Below are 1817 nucleotides of genomic sequence, written 5' to 3'. Positions count from 1 at the left end.
GTGGGGGGATGGTTTGGAGCGGTCAGGGTTTTGCCAGGGAGCTTTGCGGTCACTCCCACGTTGCCTCGCCGGGTCGTCGATGCATGCGGATGCCGCCGCAGTAGGCCGTTCCGCGGCGCCCGCGGCGCCGCCAGACTGGGCTCATGAGCGAAACCGTCGTGCGCGTCGACAACCTGCGGAAGACCTACCGGGGCGGGCTCGAGGCGTTGCGCGGCGTGTCGTTCGACATCGGGCGAGGTGAGACCTTTGCCCTGCTCGGACCCAACGGCGCCGGCAAGAGCACCGTCATCGAGATCCTCGAGGGATACCGCGATCGCACGAGCGGCGACGTCCGCGTGCTCGGTGTCGATCCGCATCGCGGCGGCCTGGACTGGAAGGCGCGCCTGGGCATCGTGCTGCAGAACACGGGCGAGGCGCCCACCGCCACCGTCCGCGAGCTGCTCGCCCACTTCGCCTCGTTCTACCCGCGGCCGCGCGACGTCGACGAGACCATCGCCGCGGTCGGTCTCACCGACAAGGCCAAGGTCAGCGTCCGCAAGCTCTCGGGCGGACAGCGTCGCCGCGTCGACGTCGCCCTCGGCATCATCGGCCGGCCCGAGCTGCTCTTCCTCGACGAACCCACGACGGGCTTCGACCCCGAGGTCCGCCGGCATTTCTGGGACCTCATCCGCAGCCTGCAGCGCGAGGGGACGACGATCCTGTTGACCACCCACTACCTCGACGAGGCCGCCGAGCTGGCGGAGCGCGCGGCGATCATCGTCGGGGGGCTCATGGCATCCGTCGGTCGGATCGACGACCTGGGCGGTCCCGAGGCGCGCGTGCCCCTCGTGCGCTGGCGCGAGGACGGCGTCGTGCGCGAGGAGCGGACGCAGGACCCCGGGGGAGTGGTGGCGGCGCTGCACGCGCAGCTGGGAGAACCCGATCGTCTCGAAGTCGTTCGGCCGAGCCTCGAGGACGTCTACCTGTCGTTCCTGGGCGATGAGGCGCGGCGCACGACCGCGGCGGGAGGCCTCGCGTGAGCCGGGTGCTGCGCCTGGGCGCCGCGCGGATCGCGTTCGAGGTGCGCTCGTACTTCCGCCAGGGCGACTCGGTGTTCTTCACGTTCCTGTTCCCCGTCATGATCCTGCTGATCTTCGCGGTCGCGTTCGACGCCCAGACCTTCGGCCCTCCCGGAGACGAAGTGGATGCCGCGCAGTTCTACCTGCCCGCGATGCTGGCCGCGGGCGTGCTGCTGTCGGGGCTGCAGAACATGTCGATCGACATCGCGATGGAGCGCAGCGACGGCACCCTCAAACGTCTCGGCGGCACCCCGCTGAGTCCCGTGTCGTACTTCATCGGCAAGCTCGGCCAGGTGCTGGTGACCGGGTTCCTGCAGTCGGTGCTGCTGATCGTCGTGGCGGCGGTGTTCTTCGGCGTGCCGCTGCCGACCGACCCGGAGCGGTGGCTGACCTTCGCGTGGGTGTTCCTGCTGGGGGTCACGACCTGCGCGATCCTCGGCATCGGCCTGTCGGCCCTGCCGCGCACCGGGCGCAGCGCCACCGGCGTCGTCATCCCGATCGTGCTGCTGCTGCAGTTCATCTCGGGCGTCTACATCAACTTCGCCGCGCTGCCGGAGTGGCTGCAGAACGTCGCGAGCGTGTTCCCGCTCAAGTGGCTCGCGCAGGGCTTCCGGTCGGTGTTCCTGCCCGAGAGCTTCGCGGCGGGCGAGCCGTCGGGGTCGTGGGACCACCCGCTGATCCTGCTCGTGACGCTGCTGTGGTTGGTGGTGGGTCTCGCGGTGGTTCGCGTGACGTTCCGCTGGATCCGCAAGGACGCGT

Annotated in this window: 2 protein-coding genes; both read left to right on the top strand. The window is 70.1% G+C overall.

The genetic code is table 11. From position 1 onward, the window contains the following. Positions 1-143 precede the first annotated feature (143 nt). Positions 144-1019 (top strand): ABC transporter ATP-binding protein, encoded by an 876-nt coding sequence (locus DBR36_RS08195; protein ID WP_108318413.1) that lies wholly within the window; start codon positions 144-146, stop codon positions 1017-1019. After that, the coding region (locus DBR36_RS08190; protein ID WP_258222626.1) for an ABC transporter permease at positions 1016-1817 on the top strand (802 nt) is incomplete at its 3' end. The genes DBR36_RS08195 and DBR36_RS08190, both read left to right, overlap by 4 nt.

It is taken from the genome of Microbacterium sp. HMWF026, assembly GCF_003061325.1.
GTDB classification, from domain to species: Bacteria; Actinomycetota; Actinomycetes; order Actinomycetales; family Microbacteriaceae; genus Microbacterium; species Microbacterium testaceum_E.
This window is presented reverse-complemented; position numbering and strand designations above follow the sequence as displayed.

Coding starts and splice junctions, on each gene's coding strand:
- DBR36_RS08195 (WP_108318413.1), top strand. CDS start 144: ATGAGCGAAACCGTCGTGCGCGTCGACAACCTGCGGAAGACCTACCGG.